The sequence below is a fragment of the Capnocytophaga gingivalis genome (genome assembly GCF_002302415.1).
GTDB lineage: Bacteria > Bacteroidota > Bacteroidia > Flavobacteriales > Flavobacteriaceae > Capnocytophaga > Capnocytophaga gingivalis.
Map to the genome: position 1 here is coordinate 2,553,677 of NZ_CP022386.1, position 22,588 is coordinate 2,576,264.

Genomic DNA, 22,588 nt, shown 5'->3' on the forward strand with positions numbered 1-22,588 from the left:
CGTATAATGATTAGGATATTAGTTTTATTGCGTACAAGACAGTCCGGTCTAAGACGCATAGAGATAAAAAGGCTTGTAGAAGGAAATATAATAAACCCTTAGGCATTTTATCTTTAGTATCTGTTAGAAGATTCCATGATAGGATGGTAGAAAGTAGGATTGTTCATATAAGGTTGGAAATCCTCTTCGCTAATTTCGAAACCATCTAAGTAAGGATGGAACACACTATCTTCTTCCTTTTTGTAATCCAAGTAAAGAATTTCTGTTTTGAAGATCTTATCCTTATAGAAATGATCTTTTACAATCTTATTATCTACTATTTTGTAGATATAATCAGCATTTTCGTAATATCGATTATTCAATCGGATACTTCCTTGACTAAGGATACCATCTTTTATGACTCCTGAATGAATTTCTTTACCATTTTTGAATTGTTTGAATGATATGGTAGTCTTTATATCATAGCTGTCTTTATCTTTTTCTTTTTTGATGATATAATGAAACTCTTTCTCGCCCTTTTTATTATAAATATCTCCTATTTCCTCGCCATTTTCTTGTACTTTTTTGTAAAAACGAAGATGGTTAGTATCATCTAATTGTTTTATTTCATTTATTTCCCCCTCTTTGTAGAATACATAGCTTTCATTTTTTTCCAAATTGTCATAGAGGTAGCCCTCATAAGGCGTTTCATTTCTGAAGGAGACGATTCCCTTTTGTGATTTGTTCTTATTGAAGTATGTAATCTTGCTTATACTTCCATGGATATCGTTGTCCACCTTTTGTTTGACATTTCCATTTTTGTAAAAAAAGGTACTTTCACTTAGAATACCCAATTTGTAATCCTCTTTTCCCTGAAGCACTCCACTTTCATCCAAGTTATAAGCTACTCCTTGGTAAGGATGTCCTTCTTTGATAAGAAGTTCTCCCATTTTCTTTTTTTTAGGGTTAAGGAAAGTAATGATAGTATCTTTCTGGCGGACTGTTCTTTCAGAGAATACTTTTGCGGAACGATAGAATTCCTTTTTGGTAGTAATATTACCCTTGTTATCCCACTGAGTAATCATTCTCACCTGAGCGGGGTTGAAATAGTATTCTACTTCAGTACCTTCGGCGGGCGAGTCATCATCCTTAGTCAGGCGAGAGCCGATGAGCTTACCACGCTCGTCATAATAATGAGAGAGTATGTTGCCATTGTCCTGAGTGAAGCGCTCTATACGAATCTTGGAGAGATCCTTATCAAAGAGAACGATCTTTTTTATTTCCCCATTTTCTTGAAAATAAACAATGTTGAAGTTATCCTTTTCTTCGGGATAATAATAAGACTGAGAGATTTCATTGTCCTTAGCATCCTTACTATAGAGGGTTGTTATACGACCTTTTTCATCGAACATTTTATACTTGAGTTCCCCCTTTTTCTCTTCTCCTTGGATTTCTATTTTCCCGTTTTCGAGATAAAAAGTGAATTTGCCCACAAGCTCTTCGATTCCTCTAAAGTCTTTATTTTTAGAAAAAGCATCCATTTGGAGCTTGCCATTGAGGTAAAAATCCTTGATGTGATAAATTCCCTGTTTTTCAGAGATGGTACGATAGAGAGATGCCTTGTCCTGAGAGACAGGGTTTCCACTATTGTCGATGTAGATTTTTTCTTGAGCCCAACCGAAGCAGGAGAGCAAGAACAGAAGTAAGAATAATCTATTCATGAGGCTATGATTAAGAGTTTTACAAGGGACAAAAATACAAAAAACTTCATTAGCGACAAAGAAAAAGCACTAAAAGAAAAATAAATTTTTCTACCCTATTGCCTGATATAGTTTTATTCACTAACTTTGCTCCTGTTAGAAAAAGCAGACAAACCTATAACATGGAATCATATTCAATTTCATTTGAAGAATTTGCAAAGATCGTTTTTGATCATAAAAAAGTAGAAATCTCCGCAGAGACAGAGAAAACGGTAAGAGAGAGCTATGAATTTCTAAAAAACTTTTCCAAAGATAAGATTATCTATGGAGTAAATACAGGATTTGGGCCAATGGCTCAGTATAGAATAGAAGAGGAAGATCAGTTAGCCCTACAATACAACATTATACGCAGTCATTCCTCTGGTATGGGAGCCTATTTTTCTCCGGAAGTTGTAAAGTCGGCAATACTCTGTAGGCTCAATACTCTCTCTTTAGGTCGCTCAGGGGTGCATCCTTCCCTGATATACCTGATGAAAGAACTCATCAACAGAGATATTACGCCCTTAATTTTTCAGCATGGGAGTGTAGGTGCTAGTGGCGATTTGGTACAATTAGCCCACTTGGCTTTAGTGCTTATAGGAGAAGGAGAAGTCTTCTACAAGGGAGAGCGACGCCCTACCCAAGAAGTCTTCAAGGAAGAAGGACTTGAGCCCCTAAGGATACACCTTAGAGAAGGCATCGCTCTGATGAACGGAACTTCAGTGATGACAGGTATTGCCTTGGTGAATATCCATTATGCTACACTTTTGCTGAATTGGTCTGTCAAGCTCTCCTGTGCCATCAATGAGCTGGTAAGGAGCTATGATGACCATTTCTCAGAGGAGCTTAATGCCGCCAAGAGACATGAAGGACAACAACTTATAGCACGCAAGATGCGTGACTACCTCACAGACAGCCAGCTGACAAGAAAGCGTGCTGACCACTTATACAAAGGTGAACATAAAGAAACCGTTTTCAAAGATAAGGTACAGGAATACTACTCCCTACGCTGTGTTCCCCAGATACTGGGGCCTATCTATGAGACCCTATCCCAAGCCAAAGAAGTAGCCACTCGAGAGCTCAATTCGGCTAATGATAATCCTATTATAGATATGGAAAGCCAACAAGTGTTCCATGGAGGTAACTTTCACGGCGATTATATTTCCTTGGAAATGGACAAGCTCAAATTGGCCATTACCCGCCTTAGTATGCTCAGTGAGCGACAACTGAACTACCTACTGAATCCAAAAATCAATGAGATACTTCCTGCTTTTGTCAATGCAGGCAAGTTAGGCTTCAACTTTGGCATGCAAGGAATCCAGTTCACTGCGACCTCCACAACGGCAGAGAACCAGACTCTATCAAGCTCCATGTATGTACACAGTATTCCTAACAACAATGACAATCAAGATATAGTAAGTATGGGTACCAATGCTGCCACCCTTACTCATAAAGTCATAGAAAACGCCCTTGAGGTGCTGGCTATAGAAGCTATTACTATCGCACAAGCCATAGATATACTGGGCTATCAGGACAAACTCTCCAGCACTACCCAAAAGTGGTATCAAGAGATACGACAGATTATTCCTTTCTTCAAAGAAGATATCACCCCCTATCCCTATTTGGCAAAAGTAAAGGCATTTCTAAAGAACAATTAGTAAAAACTATGAAACACTTATTCTTGGCACTTCTGACAGGCATATTGTTAGCCCTTGCCTGGCCAACCTATGGTATATCCCTATTAGTCTTTGTAGCTTGGGTTCCCCTATTGTGGGTAGAATACCAATTACGTAGTACCGGGAAGGCAAGCAAAGGTAAAGTATTTCTCTGCTCCTACCTTAGTTTTTTGGTATGGAACACCCTAACTACATGGTGGATATGGAACTCCACTGTAGTGGGTTCCCTCTTTGCTTTTTTGGTCAATAGCCTGTTGATGAGCTTAGTTTTTCTGGCTTATCATATAGTAGCCAAGAGAAATAGCACCAAGATAAGCATTATATTTTTTATAACTATATGGATTGCCTTTGAGAAATTCCATCATCATTGGGATTTCTCTTGGCCTTGGCTTTCCTTGGGGAATGTTTTTTCAGAGAATATTAGTTGGATACAATGGTACGAATATACAGGAATCTTTGGAGGGAGTCTGTGGGTGTTGGTAGTCAATGTGTTGTTATTCCATACCTTGCGTTTCTTTTTGCAGGAGAAGGATAAAAAATTGTTTTACAAGCGAATAGCAGGCATAGGATTGTTGCTACTCTTGCCTATAATCATTTCTTTGGGTATATATTCGCACTATACAGAGCAGGGGAAGCCTATAGAAGTCGTTGTCCTACAGCCCAATATAGACCCCTATGAGGAGAAATACAGTCTTACCAATGAAGAGACTATAACCCTATTGCAGGAATTAGCAGAGAAAAAAATTACTCTACAGACTCACTTTGTACTCACTCCAGAGACTGTAATTTCGCAAGGTGTATACCATTTGGACGATATCTCCCGAGGAAAAGAAGTGGCCAGTATGCACCCTTTATTGGAGAAATATCCCCAACTGAATTGGGTTATGGGAGCGGCGATCTATCAAGTACTTACCGATGAGAATAAGGTAGGGGCACAGAGCAACTATAACCCACAGCAAAACTATTGGTTCAATGATTACAATAGCGCCTTTTTGCTCAATACCTATGGTATTATGGGCTTTCATCATAAGTCGAAATTGGTCGTAGGAGTAGAAAATATGCCCTTGCAATCTGTGCTAAGACCTATTCTGGGCAATATTATGATTGATTTAGGGGGCACAGTAGCCGTGAAAACGACCCAAAAGATTCCCAGTGTATTAAGTAGTGTATCCCAAGAGAAAGTAGCACCTGTGATCTGTTATGAATCCATCTATGGAGCCTATGTGAACGAATATATAAAGCAAGGTGCCCAATTCTTAGGAGTACTCACCAATGACGCTTGGTGGGGAGATACCCAAGGACACAAGCAACTGCTAAGCTATACACGCCTAAGAGCCATAGAGACACGTAAGAGCATAGCCCGTAGTGCCAATACGGGGATATCTGCCTTTATCAATCAGCGAGGTGAAATCATCCAATCCTTAGGATATGGGAAAAAAGGAGCACTAAGGGGAACTGTACTTGCCAATGAGAACATAACTACATATGTTCGCTATGGAGATTATATAGCTCGCCTTAGTGCTTTTATAGGAATAGGAATTTTCCTGATGTCTTTTCTGAAGAAAAGGAGTGAAGTATAGTTTATAGGTATCTTACCCTACCACTGCCTTTGGTCTGGACATCTACTTTCTTAGGATTTCCCTTGATAGTAATATCTCCCGATCCTCGGATAATGGCAGAAAGTAGTTCTGTTACATAAAGTTCCACATCGCCAGAACCACTGATGGATGCTGTAGCTTGCTTGGTTATGAGTTCATCAGCTTGGAAGTCGCCACTGCCAGCAATGGTTACATCAAGAGTCCCAGTAGTGCCTTTGATATCCATATCACCACTACCCTTGATAGAGACAGACAAAGAATCCGCTTGTAGAGAAAGATCTATATCACCACTTCCTACAACCTTGCAAGTCAGGTTTTTAACATGTAATTGTTCGCGAGAACTAATATCTCCCGATCCTGAAACAGATATTTTGCTCAAGGACTCATCCACAGGGATATAAAGTTCTAACTTTCTTGTAAACTGGAAAGAAAAATCAGGAGATAGTTTTATGGTAAGTACTCCATTAGTTACCTCAGTAATCACATACGGTTCTATGTTCTGAGAAGCCTTAAGAGTTATATTCCCTACTTGTCCCTTTGTTAGGATAATATCTGCACTACATTCTAAGTTGATTTGGCTATAAGAGGGGAGGTTTCTTTCTTTGGAGATGATTGAGTTATCTCCCTTGATTACGGGAAAAGAGCGACTACAACCTATCCATAATAATAGGCAAGTGCATAAGATAACTATTCTTTTCATAATTAGATTTTTGGGTTTGGTTATTATTTTCTTTTTAGTTTTTGGTTTTCCTCTTGTAAGGTCTTAATTTGCTCCAAAAGGCGGTGGATGATCTGCATACTTGGCACATTGATCTCCAAGTCATAATGCCAGTTGACAAAGCGTTCTAAGGAAGCTAATTGGTCATAGTGTACATAAGTAACCCTATCAATTACTTCGGTTTTAATCAATCCATTATCGACTAAAGCATTGAAAAAAGAAGATTTGATTTTGTAAGTTCTAATTACTTTAGTTTTTGAAATTCTAAGCGGTTGTTCCATTTTCTTGTAGTTTTTTCATTTGTTCAAGTAATTGTTTTTGCTTGTCAGAGAGATTCTTAGGGAGTTCTACTGTGTAAGTGATAAAGAGATCTCCGAAAGCTCCTTCCTTATAGACAGGGAATCCTTTTCCTTTGAGGCGTACGGTAGTGCCTGGCTGAGTTTCAGGTTTTACCTTAAGCTTTACCTTCCCCGAAAGAGTATTGACCTGAACTTCTCCGCCGAGGATAGCCGTATACATATCAATAGTCACTTTAGTTTTCAAGTCATTACCGACCCTTTCGAAGATAGGATCTGGGTGTATATGAATGGTGATATACAAGTCTCCATTAGGTCCTCCATTGACTCCTTCAGTACCATATCCTTTGAGTTTTATCTGTTGATTATTTTGGACACCAGCAGGGAGTGTGATACGGATATTCTTACCATTGACTGAAAAAGTTACAGGATGTGTAGTGGCGGCTTCTGCGAGAGAGAGGGAGATTACAGTCTGGAGATCTTGTCCCTTGAACTTTCCATAAGCGGATCCATAATTACTTCTGGCAAATCCAGCTTCCTTGCCAAAAATTTCCTTAAAGAAATCCGAGAAATCATTTTCATTGGTATAAGTAGCCCCTTCGAATCCTCCAAAAGGATTTCCTCCTTGTCGTTGTGCATTTTCGAAGGCCTCACTATGTTGCCAATCCTTACCATACTTATCGTACTTAGCTCGGTTTTTGGAGTTGCCCAATACCTCATAAGCCTCATTAATTTCCTTAAAGCGCTGCTCTGCCGATTTGTCATTAGGATTCATATCCGGATGATACTTTCGTGCCAGCTGGCGGTAAGCCTTCTTAATTTCTTTAGAGGAAGCGGACTTATCCACCCCCAAAACTTTATAATAATCAATATAAGCCATTGGTATATAGAATATTAGAATTTATTTTTATAATGAGACAAATGTACTGCAAAATATTGGAATAACCTAATAATATTCAAAGAATTATTTGTTTTCTCCCAGTTTGAAATGCATAGAGATAAAACCGATCTGAGTCTGAGGAGCTTTGTCATCGGGATTAAATCTATAAGTAAGAGCCGACTTGCGAGCAGCCTCTAATAGGCAAGGCGCCTTGTTGGTAGTACCCTTTTCACCAGCTTTGGCGCGAATTACTTTTCCAGATCTATCGACTTCTATCTGTACTACGACGAATCCCGATTCATTGCAATCTTGGAATATTTTTTCTCCACTTATGTATCGGCGGCCATTGAGTCCCCATCCCTTACCATTGCCACCAGAGCCATCCCCGCCATAGAAACTATTAGAATAAGGGTCTCCCTTAGGGTCACCTTTGTAGCCATCAAGATTATCATCCCCCTGATTGCCATTTCCTTTTCCCTGAGCAGAGGTTTTGTTAGAAGCGTTGAGCACATTGGCCAGGGCATTGGTAGTGGAGGCTTCAGGTTTCTGTTCTTTTTTCTTTTTTTCAGGTTGAGGTTCTTTTTTAGGCTTTTTAGTTTCCTTTTTAGGAATAGCTACAGTTTCCTCGTCAGTATCTTGAGTGAGCACATTTTCAGCAGGTTGAGGAGTTGTTTCGGTAGGCTGTGGGGGAGTAGGAGAAGGATCAGGAGGAGATACAGCTTGCGAGGGCTGAGCAGGAGAGATTTCTCCACGGCCTACTTTATCTGTTCCAAAAGTAATAGCGATGCCTCCCTCCTGCTCAGGAGGGATGGAGGTGAGGCTCATCCTAAATACCAATAACAATAAGATAATCAAAGTCATGATTATCGAAGTAAGAACAAAAGATTTTTGCTTATGAACTGTATCTAACACCATAATAATAATTATTTAGGACGTACTGCCAGTATCAGTTTATACTGATTTTGGTTGGCAATATCCATTACCAAGACAGCATTCTCAATAGGAACACTCTCTTCCACCCGAAGGATAATAGTAGGATTTTCGACCCCTGAGAGCGCACTTTTCAGTTCACTTTCCATATCAGAGGTGTCTACAGGCTTGTTATTGACAAAGTATTGCAAATCCTTATTGATACTCACCGCCACATTCTGAATGCCAGAAGTTTTTCCGTGGGCTTTAGGCAACAACATATCCAAGACTTTAGGATTGTTGGACGCCGTAAGCATGAAGAAAATTAAGAGCAAGAAAACGATGTCCGTCATGGAGGACATACTGAATTCTGGCGTTACTTTATTGCTTGATTTGATACTCATTTTCTAAACAGGTTCGTTCAACATATCCAAGAAGTCTACTGTGGTAGCCTCAAGTTTTTGAGTGACATTATTGATTCTCATAACCAAGTGGTTATAAGCTAAGTAAGCGACAATGCCGACGATAAGTCCTGCGACAGTAGTTGTCATGGCGGTATAGATACCTCCAGCTAAGATACTCATATCCGCCTGTCCGCCACTGGTAGCCATAGCATGGAAAGACATGACCATCCCCACAACCGTTCCCAAGAAACCAATCATAGGACCTACCCCAGCCAGGGTAGCCAATAGAGATACATTCTTCTCTAACTTATATACCTCCAAAGATCCAGCATTCTCAATAGCTTTATGGATATCGTCAATAGGCTTTCCTATACGAGAAATTCCCTTGGCTACCAAGCGAGCTACAGGATTATTATATTGATAACAGAGATTCTTAGCTGCTTCTATTCTGCCAGAAGAAATATTATCACGGATAATATTCATGAAATTGCTGTCAATCTTCTTGGCGGCACCAATGGCAAAACTTCTCTCGAAATAAATGTAAAGACTCATGGCTAACATCAGAAACAAGATACCTATAATAATGGTATTGGCCAGACCACCATTGAAAATAAGGTCCATTATAGACAAACTCTCCTCTTGCACCTCAGCAGAAGGTTGTCCAGCATCTGCTAATGTATTTGCTTGTAATAATAACATATCTTTTTTTATTAGTTTTCGGTAGCAAAATTACATCTTTTCCTATAAAGAAAAATATTTTTAAATATTTTTATCATTTTACCTTTCAAAATGCAATAGTATTAACAGATTTAAACAAAAAAACGAAGAGAATTATTTTTAACTTTTTTTTATCATTGTTTTTTTTTGTTGGTTCAAAAAACCTTCGTATCTTTGCACTTGAAATAAAGAGGTATTATATACTACAATTTTTCATAAGTGTTGAAATAATAAAGTGAGTTATTAAAGATATAGCTTACTTATAGAAGATAATCTTATAATTGTTTAGTTTTTTCACGAAAGTCCGAGCTACGAAAGTACTCGGATTTTTTGTTTGCAAATGAGACTGCAAAGATAAGTAAAAAAAGTAGAAGGGAAAAACAAATTTCCTTATGTAAGGGGTAAAAAAATTCCTATTTTTTCGGTAGATTTAAGGTTGTTTCTCGGATAATAAAGCAATTATATTTGTAATATATTGATAATCAAAATATTATAAAGGTATAAATTTTTTCAATATAATTTTGGATATACCAAAAAAAAGTGTAATTTTGCAACCTGAAAAAAATAATGGCGAGGTAGCTCAGTTGGTTAGAGCGTTGGATTCATAACCCAAAGGTCACGGGTTCAAATCCCGTCTTCGCTACAAAATGTAAATCTTTGAAAGAGAGTGGTTTGTATCCTACAAACCCTCTCTTTTCATGGATAAAATACTCAAAATTTTACAGACCGAATACGCTACCGAATACACTTTCGAATACGATATGAGTAACAAAGGTCAGTTCACAAAGCCTAAGATATACGACGCTGGAGGGGATCTCTCCAAGCGCTGGTATATTTATTATTCCTATCGGCACCCACATACAGGAAAGCTCGTTCGGCAAAATCCCATTTACCTAAAAATCAATAGATCTTTCAAAACCCTTTCCCAGAGGCGTACAGTAATCAGGAGACTCCGTGATATACTGGAGCGCAAGCTCAGAGAGGGATTCAATCCTTATGAGGACAAATACACCGAGAACAAGCTCCTCTCCATTCATGAGGCTTTCGATTTGTCACTGACACATGCTCAGGCTACTATGAAAGAAAGCTCTTTCAAGAACCACCAATATCGTATTCGTACATTTGAGAAATGGCTCGAACAAAATAACTTCAAAGGGCGAGCTGTTACCGCTATTACCAAAAAAACAGCTACCAATTTCCTTAACGATATTCTCCTTAAGACAAGTCCTAAGAACAGGAATAATACCCGTGCTGCTCTCTCTATCCTGTTCAAGTACTTAGAGGATAACCAGCATGTCCCTAACAATTTCATTTCATCTATTCCAGTACTTAAGACCGATCCACACCGCAATAAAACCTATACCAAGGTACAAGAGGATACCCTCTTCGAATACATTGGCCAACATGATCCACAGCTACTGCTCTTCATCAAGTTTATTAGCTATAACTTTCTGCGCCCTATCGAGGTCTGCCGCCTACAAGTCAAAGATATATCCTTAGAAGAGAAACGCTTGACCTTCGAGGCAAAGAATAAAGCCAGAAAAACCAAAATCATTCCCGAAATACTCCTCTCCGAACTCCTATACCTCAAGGGTGCCAACCCCAACCATTTCCTTTTTGCCCCCGAGGGCTTAGGCCCTTGGGAAACCTCCGAAACGAACAAAAGAGATTACTGGAGCAAAAGATTCAAAAAAGTCAAAGAACATTTTTCACTGGGCGAGGACTACGGGCTCTATTCCTTCCGACATACTTCCATTACCAAACTATACCGCAAGCTCCGCGAGCAGTACCCACCCCTTGAGACCAAGAGCCGCCTAATGCTCATCACAGGACATGCTACTTTTGCAGCCCTTGAGAAGTACCTCCGTGACATCGACGCCGAGCTCCCAGAGGACTACTCCCAACTGATCAGTGGTTAGTCGTCAGTGGTCAGTCATTAGTCACTCGTCATTAATCATTGCTGGCATTAATCATTAATTATTGTATTCCTCGTAAAATTCCTCGATCTCTTCCAAGTGCTTCTGAGTAATGAAAGACAGCGACAGTATCCGAGAGAATACGAACCTGACCAGCGTTTTTTCTTCTTCATCAAAGAAGGAACTATCCTCTAACAGATCCGGAAACTGAAACAGCCTTTCCTGTATATCCTCCGATTGTGAAATCTTGTTGGCTACTTCGAAGAGCCATCCAGAGAGCTTTATCCCCAGTTGCTCATTCAGTGGGCGTGGTAATTTGTTATCCATTCTCATAGCGCAGCCCTCCTTTCTTTTTGGTTTTGGGAAATGTAATAAGATCCATAAGCGTGTATCACAGCAATCGGAAACGAGAGGTCAGAAGTAGTACCCGCAGAAGTGGATACATGCCACTGCCCATCACGATAGGCAAGCAGGAAGTTACACGCGGTATCCTTGAGCAAAAAGTGAAAACATTCCCGTGCGATGACATCCACCACCGCAGGATCGTCCACAGGTTCATAATCATCAGGGCTTTTTATGCAGCCCGAACTTTGAAGAAAAAGCCGATCCGTGCGACCAGCTGCCCACGATATAGTCAATGCTACATGGTGAGAGGTTAGAGGTTTGAACATAGTATAAAAAATAAAAAAGCGTGAGTAGGTGCTGTTCAAACCTTGCCGGATATATCCGCAAATTTTGCTATATATTACTATATAGCTACACCCTCACGCTGTGAGTATTCGAAAATCTTTATGTGATATGCGGACACGAAAAAGCCGCAAAGTTTGAACGCTGCAAAGGTACAACTTTTTTTGAAACCTCCAAATGTTTTTTGAAAAAATTTTTTTACCCTTTACTAAACAATAAAAAAGCCCTGCAAGAAATTGCAGGGCTACTTATAAAGTAAAAAAATCTTATTCCTTACCAATCCTCTTGTGTAGGTAAGGCCTTATCCATATATCTTTTTAAGCGCTCAATCAATGGTTCTATATCATTTTTTATAAATTCTCTTAGTTCATTAGTTACTTTTGTTTTATACTTTTCTCCACCAGCCGCTGATCCTGTAAAAGTAGATAAATATTTTTCATTTGTGATAAGTCCTAAATTATATCCCTTTCCTGTATGAACAAAATTTGTAAATTCATATTTATACTTTCCATCTTTACACATTATTTTGATATCATACATAATCCACCCCTGTCTTCCTGTTCCTCCTACAAAAATTTTACTACTATATCTCATTACACCTCTTCCAAGCAAAATATGATTGTCAGGATCATCTAAAAGAATCACTTCTCGTGGATCTTTATAGGTTTCTGTAAACCAAATTTTTGCATTTGCTTGTAATTGCTTTGCTGACAAAGAAGATTTTACATTAATAACCTCCGTAAATTGATAAGGACTTGGGTCTCCTTCTTGTGCTCTACTAAACCATGTAATTAGTAAGAGAAGAAACAAAATTTTTTTCATCTTGATTTATTTAAAAACACACAGCAAAGATACAAAAAAAAATCAAAAGGACAACTTTGGAAAAAATATTTTTTTTAACACCTTCCCCTATTTATAATATAAAAAAATTGTATATTTTTGCACTTACATTTTGTACCTGCAAAATGAGATACAAAAATAGATTCTTTTTGTTATTAAATTTGTACAATTGAAAAGAGTAAAAAGTATACAAACTATTCTGAAAAGATATGATACACAAGGAAGTAGACCTATTGAAATCATGGGTGATGACAATAAACAATGGGTATGTAAATATGGAGATATTCAAAAACTTTTCAATGAATTATTAGCTTACGAATTTGCTAAGTTGTGGGATATTTGTATCCCTGAAAGCGCTTTAATTGAGATAGACTATGACAAACATGTACAAAAATTTAGTGATAAAAGGGGCTTAGAACGAAGATTTTTTGAAAAAGAATGTTTTGGATCCCAGCTTTTAATAGATGCTCTTGACGTCAATTCCTCTATGTTAGGTAATAAAGAAGTCGTTCGAAAAATAGAAAATAAAGATGATTTACTAAAAATTTCTCTTTTTGACATCTGGCTCTCTAATGAAGATAGAAATTGTGGAAATTACAATCTTTTGCTAAAAACCATTGAAGGAGGAAGAGGATATACCCTTTTCTATATTATTGATAACACCGAAATTTTCAATTCCTCTATTGCTTACACCCAAGGACTTGCCAATATAACAGAAGAGGATACCCTTTTAAATTCTGAATTAGCTGTACTTCTATTCAAAAAAGACACCCAAATCGTTAAAAAAGTGGATTCTCTGTTGAGTCTTTTCCCTTCTTTAGTCGAAAGTTGTAAGAAAGAACTAAGCAATATATATATCAACAAATTCCTCCGAAATGGAATATCAATATAAGCCAATATGAAACAAAGATAAATGAACTCTTTTCTAAAAATTGGCTCAATATTTGCGATAAGAATTTCAGAACATATATACAAACACTTATAATTCCTAAGCAATGAATACTTTACTCTGCCCTATATACCTTTCCTCTAATACTTTATCTAAAGATAGATTTAGTATAGGACTCATCATGGTAGGTCGTGAGGAAGCTTATTTTAATTATTCAGAGGAAAAATTAAACAAAGTAAAACACTTATTTACTAATGATTCTTTCCTTGTGGTAAAACAATATTTAAAATCTATTTATAAAAATTTCTATCCTGAACAAGAAAAAACGCTTTTCCCAGAAAATGAATTTTTTAAAACTTGGGCTAACAAGCAATATTTGTCATATCTAAATAAATATACAAATAACTTAGTTTGCTTCGGGGAAACTACCAATGTAGATATTACTCTTAATGAGGATATTTTTAAAAAATTCTTTGAAATGTATGTCTTTCGTTATCCCTCACAAATAGACAAAGCAAAGGATATAGATATTTTAAAAAAACCTCAGTCCATCGCTTTCTATGAGAGAAATTCCGAAAAAGTAAATATTGATATTGAGATAACTAACAATGACATTGATGAACTCCTTATAAGTACAAAGGTGAATTTCTTAGGGAAAAATGATGCCCCTTTTGCTGGAAATATGCTCAACTTACAGAAAAGTATTCAAACACTGGGGAACAATATCAATAGCTTTATTTCTCTTACTAAGATATTGGATAGTGCCCAAAACAAAAGAGGGAAATATTTCCTTGTAGGAGAGGAACCCTCTAAAGAGCTCAAAGAAAATCACAAGCTCTGGCAAGAATTACGAAACACTAAACTTATAGATTATACAGAGCTTAGCGATATTGATAGAATTTCTGATTATATCACAGAATATGGAATAAATCCTTACTTTGCCGCCTAAAAAAGCCCCCATTTTTGGGGGCTTTTAGTTTTCTGCTCTCTTAATTCTCTCTTTACTTTTCAATCCTAAGAGCCTACAAACAAAGGGCTTCAATCCTAAAACCTCTCTTAAATCTCTCTTACGCTCTCTTATCCAACACCTAACACGTCAAGAACGTATCCTCCCAGTCGGCTGCATTGACCTCTAAGGGCGCCTTGGTCTTAAAATGCACCTCCACATCTACCCCGTACAAGTGTGCTTGTGGCTCCTCGATAGGGAAAATACGCGTCAAGTCTTTTTCAAAGGCACCATATAGGAAATGATCCCGCTGGTGACTGTCCCACCTGATACGCGCCAAGAGCTGCAAGGCGATACGCTCCGCTTGGTCTATCTTCTCCTGCTGCCCCTCAAAATCATCGTGTGGCGCATCGGCATACACGATACTAAAGACGAGCTTACGACGCCCCAAGGTGTTCAGCTCGCCCCCGTCCAAGCCCAATTCATAATCATAGATTGCCAAGAATGGAGAAGCGATCCCAGCAAAGCTACTTTGCTTTTCGATAATCTCACGGGAGAAATACCCCACGTGCTCCTGTATCATCACATGCTTATCGGCCAAGTGATGAAAATAATCTTTCAACTTCTTATACATACGTTTTTTTTTTATTTTTTCGTTTTTTTTCCAAAAACCCCGATTTTTTTTTCCTACATTTCCTACAAAACCTACAAAAAACATAAGTTGCTGAAAATCAAGATAAATATTTTTCCAAAGGGGTTTTTTAGCGTTAATTTCCCTTAAATTCTTGTAGGAAAACCGCATTTCATTTTCCTACACTTTCCTACAGAATCCTCATTTTCCTACAAATCCTACGCCTTTTCCTACGCTTTTTTTGGGTTAAATAATTGATATTTAGTTTATTAACCCTTTGTAGGAAATGTAGGAAAAAAAAACAGCACTTTTTAGCGCAAAAGTGTATTTTTCAAAAAAAAATGCACTTTTCCATTTTCTCTTTTCTCTGCTGGCATTAATCATTAGAAATAGAGTCCCGACTTCTTGGCCACAGGCTCCCTAAGTACGAGTGGCTCTCCTTGGTAGCAGGGGAACAATGCAGGGTGTGCCTTTATATATTGTAATAGTAGGTCCCTATATCTTTGCGCCCGTTCCAGGAATCCCTCTTTAAGGGCTTTTAGCTGGGTGTCGCTTAGCAGCATGGACTTCTGCCAAGGCAGCTGCTCCCATTGCAGCACGATTCCCGAAGTGGTATAGGTAAGCCCCTGCATAAAGACAGCATCGGCCAAGGTGTAGTAACCTACGATCTTCCTAAGCAGCCCCAGCGCCGTCTCATCCCCGCGTATATCCGAGAGCACACAGGGCGACAGCTGCGGGGCTATGTATAGCTCCCATATATCCCGCATCAGGGGCAACAGCCGCAAGAAGATCTCGTACGAATCCCCTATGGAATACAGCTCCGACAGCTCCCGCGGACTGCCAAAGAGCGAACCCGCCACCTCACGGGCAAAGGGCAACTCCGCCCCAAGGGTACTCGTGGCCAAGAGCGCCACAGCACTATTCAGAGCATGATCCCCTATGCGTACCGCGTTCAGCCCATAGTCTCGCACATCCCACCAGGGCGAACGCTCCATCTTATTATCTTGGTATGCATTGGCGCCCGTACTGGACAGGTGCATTTTGACAAAGGGAATACTATAGGCAATGGCATAGTTGGCCACAGCCTTTTTCACCCCCTCGTATATCTCCGCTTTGCGAGGCATAACAAAGGAATCATCGGTGAGCTTCTCCCAGATCACCTTACCTATTAGCGGACGCACCCGCTCACTCATGGCCGTAGCTATATACGGCTTTAAAATCTGTATATCCAAATACTTCGATACATGGATATACGCCTTAATCTCTTCAATTCGTTCAAACATATCCTTTTTTTTCTTACAAAAATAAAAGTCCTTCCCCGCTTGGGAAAGGACTTGTTTTTGTATCAATGCCTTTGTTATAACAGTAATAGAGAAGCTGCCCTCCAACATAAGTAAGAAAATAGGAATATTACCATAATTGTAAAAAACCAGTTTTTACTCTTCCCACTGACTATATGGATAAACCCTCCTGTAATAAGTATAAAACAAATAAATAATGGGAAATAAGATAGTATTTTTTTCCACCAGATTACACCTTCTTTTGCTATAATCCATGGGAAAAGTATATAGACAATAATCATAAAAAGCGTAAACCTTGCTAAAAAAAGTTCTTTTCTTTGTTTTGCTCTTATTTCTTTCTCTTTTTCTACCTTTTCTATATTCTTTTCCTCCTCTTGTTTTGTTTCTACATTCTTTTGATCCCCTTTATTAGTTTCTATATTCTTTTCATCCTCTACCTTTTCTATATTATTTTCCTCATTTTTATACTTATATCTAATATTTAGATCTACAATATTCTGAGAAGGAATAACAAATATATCACTAAGGATCTTCTTAAAATCTTTTTGTGTATGGCTATATTGTTCCGCTTTTTCCAAGTACAAGTATTCCAAATCTCCTGAGGTAGCATTTATTTGGTAATCTTTTAGTACTCCTTGTATCATTTTCTGCTTTCCATCCTCCTGCTGAGTAATCAAAGTTACATCTACCCAAGGAAAAAGCACTTTCTTTTTGCTCTTAGGAACCTCTCCTTGAAAAATATAATGCCATTGATTGGAATAGCGAAAAGCCTCTATTCTTATATCTATCTCAAACCATCGCACAAATTTGTATAGAATAAGACCAAGAAGTCCTGCTACAAGAATTGAAAATAGGATATAGCCTAATATAAAGAAAAGTAAGCTCCTGGCTTCCTCTATATCCATATTTGCAAAAGAAAAATCTCTGATTTTTTCTATGATATCCTTTTCTAACAACTTTATTTGAAGTATAGAAAGTATATAACTAATAAGTAGTAGTGTTATCACCTGTGAAATAATTCCCCAAAAGATACTAGTTACTATACGTTCACTCCATTCACCTTTTACAAATTGTTTAGTAAATTTTGACCAATAGTAAAACCTCCTAAATATAAGACCAGGAAATAATACTATGACTATAAGAAGAATTGAGCTTAAGGCGACTTCAGGTAACATAAGATTTTATATAAATACGGTCATACTCCCATCTGAAAATTGCAATTTTTTCTCTATGAGTTCTGCTGAGTTTTTTTCCTTTCTCTCTTGATCTGCTTCTTTCAATGCCTTAAAAAAGATTTCACTTTTTTTAGGATCTGAGAGTATTTCTCTCCCTTCTGGACTGATTAGAGAATCTTCATCTGTAAAAAGTATATCTATCATTCTTTTAAAAGAAACCCACAATAGTTTAGTTCTTTCTCTTATTAACTTGAAGAGCTCTTTTATATTAAAGATCTCTTTCATATTAAAGATCTCTTTCATATGAGTAGTCATTTTGATTAACGCTGCAAAGATACAACTTTTTTCAAAATGTGTAACATTTGTCGCACGATTTTATCATGTCAAAAAGAAGTACAAAAACATGTGCAAAAAAACGAAACAAAATCACGTATATTTTACCCCCCCTAATTTACGATTACTTGTTGCCCATTAGGATTCTTGTCCAAGGTCGTAAGGTTGATATTGGGGAAATTGCCGTATAGGCTATCGTCCCAGCCGTTCCAGTCCCTTATCCGCTCGAATATCTCCAAGGTACGCAAACGCTTGATCGGCATACGAGTGGAGAGGATCGTATAGGCCTCCCGCTTGTCCGAGCCGCTTCCGCTGAGGTTCTTCCCCCCTGGGATACCCGCCCCGAGCAAACAAGGATCTACCCCCATTGGGAAAAGTATCTCCGAGTTCCCCGCGCTGGCATCGGGCAGGAAGTTGCCGTCCTTGATCTTGTCATCTATGGGTACCACTTCTATACCGCGTATCAGGTTCCCAGAGCTATCTCGAAAGAAAGGCGATAGGAAGGAGCGCCCCGCTGCCTTGTTCCCACTCATGTGCTCATCTATCGCCTTGATTGTCTTCTGCCGCTCTTGCTCTTTCTGCACATCGCTCATCTCCTGCCATTCGTTGCGGCCAAACTTATGAGAGAAAAAGTCATCCGCCACATAGATAACAAATTTCAAGTTCAATTGGTTTTCAAACATGTACTTTTTGAAGGTAGGCACCGAGAGCACCACATCCACCCAGCCATTGGCAAAGGAGCTATGCCATTTAACCTTCGGGTAATTCTTCTCCGTGGTAAGGGTACGCATCACTGGCACGATGAATTTATCCACCTTCTTTTCCTTGCAATACGCCTTAAGACTCTCCACCGAATGCATATCTGAGTAAAAGGGCACTTCCTCCGTTAGCTCCTCGTCCAAGGTACCACCCCACGAGGTATTGATATACACCTTATCCACATAGCCTTTTTCAGGAGGTACGCCCAACCTGCAATGAGCTGCCTGCTGCCGTTTTATGGATACGATCTTTTCCCTATTGGGCGAAAGCAAATACTCCACAAAGGCAATCCCGTAGGTCTCAAAGTCTTCCACGATCTCGGACATGGTAATATCCCAGCGGCAAGCCTTAAAGAACTGGTTCAACTCAGGGAAAGAGTTACGTGTGCGTTCCTTAGTTACGATTCCTTCTTCTGTCTCCACGTCTTGGTATAAGCGGAATCCCAACCCATAATGAGCCGAGATCAGCACCTCCAGCCCGCCTATGGCCGCCCCTGTCTTATTGAGCTTTTCGGTCAGTTGCTGCGGGTAAAGGTTATCATCCCCCCACACCGAGTACTTATCCGTATCGGATAAGTCTTTTTTAGCCTTGGGCGCAGTAAGGCCATGCTTATTATCAAAGAGCACAGCCGCCCCACTCTTAGAGAGTATATATAAATCGTTATCTATTTTTTCCATCTCTCTTTTGTTAAAGAATCTATTATTTCTTTTTCATGCTCTGATAGTTCCCATTCAATAACATCCACAGCTGCTTTGAACTCTGCTGCTTTGATCTCTGCTGCTTTGATCTCTGCTGCTTTGATCTCTGCTGCTTTGATCTCTGCTGCTACTGTATCAGAGGTCAAAAATCCTGAACCAAATATGCCCTTTTTATATTTCTTTTGACTTTCCAATCCTCTACAATAAACCAAGTCTTTTCCCTTTATCCTTATACCTACACCTTTTTCTACAAGCCAAGCAATTCGGGATACGGTAACCACATTTTCAGGATATCTGTATTTAGGGATCGATACACGCTTTTTCTTTTGTATAGTCTCTATTCTTTTTTTCAAATCTGGTGCTCCTATAATCTTATAATCGCCCATCATATTAGTAACAAAGGAAGTTTTTACCCTTGCCCTATTTTCATAGGTTATATCTGCCGATGCAACTATTGCTGTATATTTTTGGTTCGTGCCAAAAAGGGTTAGGTGTGGTGCAAATAGGAAATATTTTACTCCTTTTTCATTGTAAAATCTTATAATTTGTGATATTATTGAAAAAGGAGGATTATCTACTACTACTGTTTGTTCTGTATATGTTACTCTTTCATAGTCTCCCCCTGGATAAAAAGGCCTTATTACTTCCAAACCTTCTATATCACATGTTTCTCTTACATAGTTTAGGACTTCTTCATATACATTTGCAGGAGTATAGCAATCATCCGTCGTTTTTTTAGGCTTAAATTTCTCCACAAATGCTTCATAATCTTTACTCATAATACTATTTTTTACGCTTCGTTTAAAAGTTTGGGTTGCAGTTGCATAATCCTTTGTTTTCCTTTCTCAAAATATTCTTGGTCTATTTCGGTAGCGATCCCTTTCATTCCCATATTGTGCACCGCTTCCATACAGCTCATACTCCCTGCAAAGAAATCCGCCACCACTACCTCCTCTCGTGGCTTATCCTTAGGAATCACCAGCGCCAAAAGCCTTTCCAAAAGCCGCACAGGCTTCTGTGTCGGGTGAATTCGTTTAAACCTTTCATAATACACTTTGATAATAGAGCTTTCTCGCATTCCTTCTTTGATTGCTTTCAGGCACATTGTAGGTATAGAGAATATACCAATTGAATTTTTAGAGATTGTACATCCACTGGTCTTGTCATTTCTTTTCTTACTTACATTGATATGTCCCGTTCTCAAGTATTCTTTCATGAAATCCAACTCCTTTGTATTATTCAATGCTGACTTAATTCGGTTAATATCACCCACCAAAGTATCTATATTATGCTGTTTTACTTCTAAGTAAGGGACTTTTACATCTGCATTAATACTCCCTTTTTCTTTTGTGTATATAGCAATTGTCTCATGGAAGCGTTGTATTGGTAAAGTCGGCGCAGTAGGAAACCCTTTATGCCAAATCACCTCCTCTTTAAATACAAAGCCCAATCCATCTAATATCGTATTCCATCTATAAAAGGAAGTACCCCTACCAAACATCACAATAAAGCCTTTTTTGGTAAGTAACCGCTTGCATTCTGCAAAAAACCTTTGCTCGTCAAAAGGGCGTTCCAGCTTTTGGTTCTTCAAGTACAAGTACGGAGGGTCTATGCACACCACATCAATACTTTCATCGGGTAGGGTTGCCATAATCTCCAAGTTATTGGCATTATACAATTGCAAGTTGTGTATCTCCATATTTTTTGTATTAATAAACTACTTCTTTCCCATTAAAAGCCACTATAAACAGGATAATAATTTTCTTTATTGTGCCGTCTGCAAGTTTAATATTTCGAGTCTTGTTGTCCCAGTGGTTAGGGTTTTTCTCAAAGTCTTTTTTTGCCTTGGGCTGTTGCATTAGGGTCGCATTATGGTATATCAGGAGCTTTCCACCAAACCCATTTTGCTTGTTATAGGTGCGTACTGCCAAGGAAAAGGGTATCGGCTTTTTCTCTGTGTCCAATTTCCGCATTTCTGCCAAAGCGTCCTTTAAAAAAATCTTTTCTACCATGCTGCAAAGGTCAAAAAACTATCAGGATAAATAAAGGACACATTCCCCAGCGGGAAAAAACAGGGTGCTTTATCATTATTTTTGCATTCACTGCTTTGTTTTTCAAAATGTTAAAAGTCTAAAAATCAATTTCATTTTCATAGTGTGCAAAAAAAGCCCCCTGCCGCCTTAATTGTTTTTACAATTTGAATTTTAAAAATCGGAGTGAAATATGAATGAGCCATCTGCTTCCGCTTTTTTTTTAAAAAACAACCTCTTTTTTAATTAAGAAAAATTTAACTTATTGCAAGAGTAAAAAAATATTATTTTTCATTGCGCATTAAAAAATAATACGTATCTTTGCAATGTCAAAAAGAAAGAAGTATAACAAATAAAATTCAAACAAAATGAGAACTATTACAATCAAAGACATATATAATGATGTAAGCTACATTAACCCAAGTGTATCTACCATTAGTTCAATAGGTGATTATATAGAAGAGAACAGCAGACAGGTAGCTCAATCAGTAAGAGATAGAATAACTAAGAGCTTACCTCAAGGTACATTAGCTCATAAGATCATCACTGAGAACTTAAAAGACTTCTTCTCTGATAAACAACTATGGGTAATCGCTTACGAATTGCAAAAGAATGAAGAGTATGTAAAGAACCTTTCTAATGAGATAGAGAGAAGAGAGCAGGCAGCAGAGCGCAAGGCTCAAGCAAGTAAGGCTAAGTTATCAGCCAATAAAGAGGGTAGCCAAGAAGTGCTTGACTTTGTAAAGTCAAACAAGAAGCTGTTAAAAGACTATTATGCTTTTGTAAAATCAAACAAAAAGTACTCAAAAGAGTTTTATTCTAAGAAATTTACTTTTGAAAGCGCAAAAGAATTTATTAATAAATAGTATAACAATTAAAATTCAAGAATAATGAAATTAGATTTTTACAAAACAAAACGCTACACTTACATTGTAGCTGATAATGTTACTTTTCAAAAAAAAGAGCAAGGTTATCCACAAGTTAATGAAGTGGCTTTTGAAACTGTAGAGGCGCAAAACTTTACATCCCACCCGACATTCAGCATTGAGATAGATGGTGAAGTTACTACACAGAGCATAATTGAAGCCTATACTAAATATTGTGAGTTTTGCAAGAATGCTCACCAAGAGAAAAAAAAGCAGAACGAGCAAGCTAAACAAAGCCTTGAAGCCGATTTTCGTGCGCTCGAAAACGAAATTAAAGAGGGCAAAGTTTTTGATGTAACTATAGAAAATATTAGAAGAATATTATTGTATCTCAATTCCATGAATTGGGGGGTATGGCAACTCCCTAAGATGACATGTGGGTATAGTGCTCATCAGTACGATTGTGATGGGCATCAAGCATCTACAATAACACTTGACGAACCTATTGATTATTGTGGAGAAAAAGTCACTAAGTTCAAAGTCGGAGGGGGTAGATTACATTTGACAAAATATAAATTTGTTTAACCTCAAGCAAAAAAAT

At 38.2% G+C, this 22,588-nt stretch carries 25 protein-coding genes and 1 tRNA gene; 8 read left to right on the top strand and 18 right to left on the bottom strand.

Annotation, left to right across the window (positions count from 1 at the left end):
• Positions 1-113: 113 nt before the first annotated feature.
• Positions 114-1,700: a hypothetical protein gene (locus tag CGC50_RS12170; protein ID WP_095911010.1), complete on the bottom strand. Its 1,587-nt coding sequence runs from the start codon at positions 1,698-1,700 to the stop codon at positions 114-116.
• A gap of 161 nt (positions 1,701-1,861) precedes the next feature.
• Here CGC50_RS12170 and CGC50_RS12175 point away from each other — a divergent pair, with 161 nt between their 5' ends.
• Together CGC50_RS12175 and lnt are read left to right on the top strand one after the other, a co-directional pair.
• A complete protein-coding gene (locus CGC50_RS12175; protein WP_095911011.1) occupies positions 1,862-3,376 on the top strand; it encodes an HAL/PAL/TAL family ammonia-lyase in 1,515 nt (504 codons plus the stop codon).
• Between the two features lie 8 nt (positions 3,377-3,384).
• Positions 3,385-4,974: an apolipoprotein N-acyltransferase gene (gene lnt / locus CGC50_RS12180; RefSeq protein ID WP_095911012.1), complete on the top strand. Its 1,590-nt coding sequence runs from the start codon at positions 3,385-3,387 to the stop codon at positions 4,972-4,974.
• A 1-nt stretch (position 4,975) separates the two neighbouring features.
• On the opposite strand, the gene CGC50_RS12185 is transcribed toward lnt, so the two are convergent.
• The 6 genes from CGC50_RS12185 to CGC50_RS12210 all read right to left on the bottom strand — a co-directional run bounded on the left by CGC50_RS12185 (position 4,976) and on the right by CGC50_RS12210 (position 8,898).
• Complete coding sequence (locus tag CGC50_RS12185; protein ID WP_095911013.1) at positions 4,976-5,692, bottom strand: head GIN domain-containing protein; 717 nt, start codon at positions 5,690-5,692, stop codon at positions 4,976-4,978.
• 23 nt (positions 5,693-5,715) lie between these two features.
• Entirely contained in the window at positions 5,716-5,991 is a 276-nt protein-coding gene (locus CGC50_RS12190; RefSeq protein ID WP_095911014.1) for a chaperone modulator CbpM, read from the bottom strand.
• Complete coding sequence (locus tag CGC50_RS12195) at positions 5,975-6,886, bottom strand: DnaJ C-terminal domain-containing protein (protein ID WP_095911015.1); 912 nt, start codon at positions 6,884-6,886, stop codon at positions 5,975-5,977. The genes CGC50_RS12190 and CGC50_RS12195 overlap by 17 nt, the downstream gene beginning before the upstream one ends.
• 84 nt (positions 6,887-6,970) lie before the next feature.
• Positions 6,971-7,801 (bottom strand): energy transducer TonB, encoded by an 831-nt coding sequence (locus tag CGC50_RS12200; RefSeq protein WP_095911016.1) that lies wholly within the window; start codon positions 7,799-7,801, stop codon positions 6,971-6,973.
• Between the two features lie 8 nt (positions 7,802-7,809).
• On the bottom strand, positions 7,810-8,199 hold the full coding sequence (locus CGC50_RS12205; RefSeq protein WP_095911017.1) for an ExbD/TolR family protein: 390 nt from the start codon (positions 8,197-8,199) through the stop codon (positions 7,810-7,812).
• A 3-nt stretch (positions 8,200-8,202) separates the two neighbouring features.
• Complete coding sequence (locus tag CGC50_RS12210) at positions 8,203-8,898, bottom strand: MotA/TolQ/ExbB proton channel family protein (RefSeq protein WP_095911018.1); 696 nt, start codon at positions 8,896-8,898, stop codon at positions 8,203-8,205.
• 587 nt (positions 8,899-9,485) lie between these two features.
• On the opposite strand from CGC50_RS12210, the gene CGC50_RS12215 reads away from it, so the two are divergent.
• Both CGC50_RS12215 and CGC50_RS12220 read left to right on the top strand, forming a co-directional pair.
• Positions 9,486-9,559: transfer RNA gene (locus CGC50_RS12215), tRNA-Met, on the top strand.
• Positions 9,560-9,614: 55 nt separating this feature from the next.
• Entirely contained in the window at positions 9,615-10,835 is a 1,221-nt protein-coding gene (locus CGC50_RS12220) for a tyrosine-type recombinase/integrase (RefSeq protein WP_095911019.1), read from the top strand.
• A gap of 54 nt (positions 10,836-10,889) precedes the next feature.
• On the opposite strand, the gene CGC50_RS12225 is transcribed toward CGC50_RS12220, so the two are convergent.
• The 3 genes from CGC50_RS12225 to CGC50_RS12235 all read right to left on the bottom strand — a co-directional run bounded on the left by CGC50_RS12225 (position 10,890) and on the right by CGC50_RS12235 (position 12,341).
• Entirely contained in the window at positions 10,890-11,159 is a 270-nt protein-coding gene (locus CGC50_RS12225; RefSeq protein WP_157909469.1) for a hypothetical protein, read from the bottom strand.
• Between the two features lie 2 nt (positions 11,160-11,161).
• Entirely contained in the window at positions 11,162-11,503 is a 342-nt protein-coding gene (locus tag CGC50_RS12230) for a hypothetical protein (protein ID WP_095911021.1), read from the bottom strand.
• Positions 11,504-11,792: 289 nt separating this feature from the next.
• Positions 11,793-12,341 carry a DUF4468 domain-containing protein gene (locus CGC50_RS12235; RefSeq protein ID WP_095911022.1) on the bottom strand — a complete coding sequence of 183 codons (549 nt, stop codon included), beginning with the start codon at positions 12,339-12,341 and terminating at the stop codon, positions 11,793-11,795.
• 187 nt (positions 12,342-12,528) lie between these two features.
• Here CGC50_RS12235 and CGC50_RS12240 point away from each other — a divergent pair, with 187 nt between their 5' ends.
• Positions 12,529-13,251, top strand: coding sequence for a HipA family kinase (locus CGC50_RS12240; RefSeq protein ID WP_232781139.1), 723 nt, complete (start codon positions 12,529-12,531; stop codon positions 13,249-13,251).
• Positions 13,252-13,354: 103 nt separating this feature from the next.
• Positions 13,355-14,197, top strand: coding sequence for a hypothetical protein (locus CGC50_RS12245; protein ID WP_095911023.1), 843 nt, complete (start codon positions 13,355-13,357; stop codon positions 14,195-14,197).
• Positions 14,198-14,336: 139 nt separating this feature from the next.
• Here CGC50_RS12245 and CGC50_RS12250 read toward each other — a convergent pair whose 3' ends face one another.
• The 8 genes from CGC50_RS12250 to CGC50_RS12285 all read right to left on the bottom strand — a co-directional run bounded on the left by CGC50_RS12250 (position 14,337) and on the right by CGC50_RS12285 (position 21,103).
• Complete coding sequence (locus CGC50_RS12250) at positions 14,337-14,828, bottom strand: hypothetical protein (protein WP_157909470.1); 492 nt, start codon at positions 14,826-14,828, stop codon at positions 14,337-14,339.
• A gap of 380 nt (positions 14,829-15,208) precedes the next feature.
• On the bottom strand, positions 15,209-16,108 hold the full coding sequence (locus tag CGC50_RS12255; protein ID WP_157909471.1) for a DUF6712 family protein: 900 nt from the start codon (positions 16,106-16,108) through the stop codon (positions 15,209-15,211).
• Between the two features lie 74 nt (positions 16,109-16,182).
• Complete coding sequence (locus CGC50_RS12260; protein WP_095911026.1) at positions 16,183-17,301, bottom strand: DUF6338 family protein; 1,119 nt, start codon at positions 17,299-17,301, stop codon at positions 16,183-16,185.
• Between the two features lie 6 nt (positions 17,302-17,307).
• On the bottom strand, positions 17,308-17,604 hold the full coding sequence (locus tag CGC50_RS12265; RefSeq protein WP_095911027.1) for a hypothetical protein: 297 nt from the start codon (positions 17,602-17,604) through the stop codon (positions 17,308-17,310).
• A gap of 143 nt (positions 17,605-17,747) precedes the next feature.
• Entirely contained in the window at positions 17,748-19,070 is a 1,323-nt protein-coding gene (locus CGC50_RS12270; protein ID WP_095911028.1) for a hypothetical protein, read from the bottom strand.
• A complete protein-coding gene (locus CGC50_RS12275) occupies positions 19,058-19,870 on the bottom strand; it encodes a chromosome partitioning protein ParB (RefSeq protein WP_095911029.1) in 813 nt (270 codons plus the stop codon). The genes CGC50_RS12270 and CGC50_RS12275 overlap by 13 nt, the downstream gene beginning before the upstream one ends.
• An 11-nt stretch (positions 19,871-19,881) precedes the next feature.
• The gene (locus CGC50_RS12280; RefSeq protein WP_232781140.1) at positions 19,882-20,790 is read right to left on the bottom strand and encodes a DNA-methyltransferase; all 909 of its coding nucleotides are present in this window, start codon (positions 20,788-20,790) and stop codon (positions 19,882-19,884) included.
• Between the two features lie 10 nt (positions 20,791-20,800).
• Entirely contained in the window at positions 20,801-21,103 is a 303-nt protein-coding gene (locus CGC50_RS12285; protein ID WP_232781142.1) for a hypothetical protein, read from the bottom strand.
• Positions 21,104-21,489: 386 nt separating this feature from the next.
• On the opposite strand from CGC50_RS12285, the gene CGC50_RS12290 reads away from it, so the two are divergent.
• Both CGC50_RS12290 and CGC50_RS12295 read left to right on the top strand, forming a co-directional pair.
• A complete protein-coding gene (locus tag CGC50_RS12290) occupies positions 21,490-21,987 on the top strand; it encodes a hypothetical protein (protein WP_095911030.1) in 498 nt (165 codons plus the stop codon).
• 24 nt (positions 21,988-22,011) lie between these two features.
• The gene (locus tag CGC50_RS12295; protein WP_095911031.1) at positions 22,012-22,572 is read left to right on the top strand and encodes a hypothetical protein; all 561 of its coding nucleotides are present in this window, start codon (positions 22,012-22,014) and stop codon (positions 22,570-22,572) included.
• Positions 22,573-22,588 lie beyond the last annotated feature (16 nt).